Origin of the sequence: Enterobacter cloacae complex sp. IR5401, from assembly GCF_049238425.1 — a bacterium.
Taxonomy (GTDB): domain Bacteria; phylum Pseudomonadota; class Gammaproteobacteria; order Enterobacterales; family Enterobacteriaceae; genus Enterobacter; species Enterobacter hormaechei_C.
Genome location: NZ_JBMKHN010000040.1, coordinates 1 through 2,997, shown reverse-complemented (window position 1 = coordinate 2,997; position 2,997 = coordinate 1). Strand labels below are relative to the sequence as shown.

At 54.3% G+C, this 2,997-nt stretch carries 1 protein-coding gene and 3 pseudogenes; 1 reads left to right on the top strand and 3 read right to left on the bottom strand.

Annotation, left to right across the window (positions count from 1 at the left end; translation table 11 throughout):
- Positions 1–106: 106 nt before the first annotated feature.
- A pseudogene (locus ACOTX1_RS23650) lies at positions 107–391 on the top strand (copper-binding protein); the annotation flags it as partial.
- A 199-nt stretch (positions 392–590) separates the two neighbouring features.
- Here the strand turns inward: ACOTX1_RS23650 and tnpC are convergent.
- The 3 genes and pseudogenes from tnpC to ACOTX1_RS23635 all read right to left on the bottom strand — a co-directional run.
- Positions 591–2,183: pseudogene (gene tnpC, locus ACOTX1_RS23645) on the bottom strand (IS66 family transposase).
- Positions 2,184–2,213: 30 nt separating this feature from the next.
- Positions 2,214–2,564, bottom strand: a complete 351-nt coding sequence (tnpB, locus tag ACOTX1_RS23640; RefSeq protein WP_016151369.1) for an IS66 family insertion sequence element accessory protein TnpB — start codon at positions 2,562–2,564, stop codon at positions 2,214–2,216.
- Positions 2,561–2,881 (bottom strand): annotated as a pseudogene (locus ACOTX1_RS23635) (IS66 family insertion sequence element accessory protein TnpB); the annotation flags it as partial. The gene tnpB and the pseudogene ACOTX1_RS23635, both read right to left, overlap by 4 nt.
- Between the last annotated feature and the right edge of the window lie 116 nt (positions 2,882–2,997).

Below are 2,997 nucleotides of genomic sequence, written 5' to 3'. Positions count from 1 at the left end.
TGAACAAAATGACGAAAGCAGGTATGCCTGAAAGCGTGCGTATTGCCTGAAAACACAACCCGCTACGGGGGAGACTTACCCGAAATCTGATTTATTCAACAAAGCCGGGGAGAGCATGAAAATGATGGATATGAGCGGTCACGATCAGGCCGCAATGTCCCATGAAATGATGCAAAACGGCAATTCTGCTGCCCATCAGGACATGGCTGAAATGCATAAAAAAATGATGAAATCCAAACCTGAGAACACCCAAGAAACTGCTAAGCCATTTTCCGAAATGAACGAGCATGAGAAAGCCGCTGTTGTGCATGAGAAGGCGAATAATGGTCTATCTTCCGTTATTCATCAGCAGCAGGCTGAAAAGCATCGCAGCCAGATCACCCAGAATTAACCCGCAGCTCCACTTGTCAGACCCTCATTTGACGCCGAAGTCACTGGCTTACGCTCCCGTCCGGGAGCGTTTTTTTCCCATATATCAAACTTTAACTCTGAAGAGGTGGAAGTATCTGACCAACACTGTCACGTAACGCCAGATAACTACAAAAACACCTCAGGTGAACGTAAGCGTTAAGTGAGCGCCGTATTGACGGCTATTTATTGGTGAGATCTACGTTCCATGGCAGCAGTTCGGCCACTTTGTTGATGGGCCACTCCGGCAATACGCTCAGGATATGGCGAAGGTAACCCTCTGGATCGATACCGTTCAGCCTGCACGTTCCGATCAGACCATACAGCAGGGCACCACGTTCACCACCATGATCACTGCCGAAGAAGATGTAGTTTTTCTTGCCCAGACAGACCGCTCGTAGCGCGCGCTCAGCAGCGTTATTATCCGGCTCTGCCAGACCATCATCGCAGTAGTAACACAGGGCATCCCACTGGTTCAGTGCATAAGCGAACGCCTCGCCTAACCGGGATTTTTTCGACAGAGTGGCACTTTTCTCCACCAACCAGTCATGCAGGGATATCAGCAACGGTTAACTTCGGGACCGTCTGGCGGCCAGCCGCTGAGATGCCGGAAGGCCGCGTATTTCCTCTTCTATCGCGTATAACTCACTGATGCGCTTCAGAGCCTCCTCTGCTGTGGCCGTCCGGGTGCTGATATAGACGTCATGGATTTTGCGCCGCGCATGAGCCCAGCATGCCGCTTCTGTCAACGGGCCACCTTCACGCTCTGCGCTGAACAACCTGTCGTACCCTGCGAAGGCATCTGCCTGCAGCACGCCATGATAGTGCCGAAGATGTTGCTGAGGGTGTTTCCCCTGTCGGTCCGGTGAGAAGGCGAACCATGCCGCTGGCGGATCTGATGAACCCGCGCTTCTGTTATCACGGACATATGTCCAGATACGCCCGGTTTTCGTCTTCTTTCTGCCCGGCGCCAGCACGGGCACCGGAGTGTCATCCGTATGCAGTTTGCGGCAGTCCATCACGTAGTGGTAGAGGGCTTCATCCAGCGGGGCCATTAACCGGCAGCACGCATCCACCCAGTTGGAGAGCAGCGCACGACTCAGATCCACACCCTGACGGGCAAAGATTTCGCACTGGCGATACAGCGGCAGGTGTTCACAGTATTTGGCCGTTAACACGCGGGCCAGCAGACCCGGCCCGGCGATGCCCCGGTCGATAGGACGTGAGGGCGCTGGCGCTTCAACGACGCAGTCGCATCGGGTACAGGCCTTTTTCACCCTGACCGTGCGGATCACTTTCAGGGCGCTGGAGACCAGCTCCAGTTGCTCCGCGCTGACTTCGCTGAGATAGGCCATATCACTACCGCAACCAGGACAGCTGGTTTCAGCTGGCTCCAGTCTGTTTATTTCGCGGGGAAGATGTTCCGGTAACGGGCGACGATGACGGGACTGGCGCAACTGACGCGGAACCTGCTGATCATTGTCCCGGCCGTTGTAACGATCGCTTTGCTGCTCCTGCTGTTTCAGCAGGGCTTCGGCTTCTTCGACCTGCCGGCGTAGCTTTTCTGAACGGGTACCGAACAGCATTCGGCGCAGTTTTTCTATCTGAGCCCGCAGATGTTCTATTTCACGCTCTTCGTTCTCTATTTTCTCTTCTGCGCGGGCCAGCGCTGAACGCAGGAACGACTCAGTCTCAGCAACGAGACTGAGCTGGCTGTCTTTCTGGCGAAGCGCGTCTTCCAGCGCAGCGATACGGGCGAGATAGTCCTGACTCATGACCCCATTTATAATGCGGTCATGCGCTTTTTACAACATCGTCAGTGAGTTAAGGCGTGCAGTTTTAGGTTTCCGCCAGTCCAGCTTATCGAGGAGCATGGCGAGTTGTGAGCGGGTGATGGCGATTTTGCCGTCGCGTACAGCAGGCCAGACGAACTGTCCCTCTTCCAGACGTTTGGTAAACAGACACAGACCGTCAGCATCAGCCCAGAGGATCCTCACGGTGTCACCTTTACGACCACGGAAGATAAACAGGTGGCCGGAGAACGGATTGTCATCAAGAACATGCTGGACCAGTTCGCCCAGACCATTGAAGGACTTACGCATATCGGTGACCCCGGCAACCAGCCAGATACGAGTGCCTGACGGTAAGGGTATCATCGGCTCCTCCCGCTCAGCTCGCGGATCAGCGTTTTCAGAAGTGCAGGTGATAAATCCCCGGACAGACGCAGGCTGGCACCGCCGACAGTCACCTCGCATGTCATGGCCTCGCGGCAGGCTGGAGCGGCGGGTTCATAGTGCGGCTCAGCATGGTGTGACAGGACCATATCAGGCAGGACAACGGGGATAACAGAGTCTTGCTCTCTGATTGACCGTTGTATTTCATCGGGCAGAAGATGTCTGTAACGCTGGCGCCAGGTAAACAGCAGATTGTCATTAATTCCATTATCCCGCGCCAACCGGGCAACACAGGCTCCAGGCTGATATGAAGTGGTTTACTGAATTTGGCCACCTGAACAGAGGTGATATGCTCACCTCAGAACAACACAGGTGTCATAATGAAAAAAAGAAATTTCAGCGCAGAGTTTAAACG

Coding starts and splice junctions, on each gene's coding strand:
- tnpB (WP_016151369.1), bottom strand. CDS start 2,564: ATGATACCCTTACCGTCAGGCACTCGTATCTGGCTGGTTGCCGGGGTC.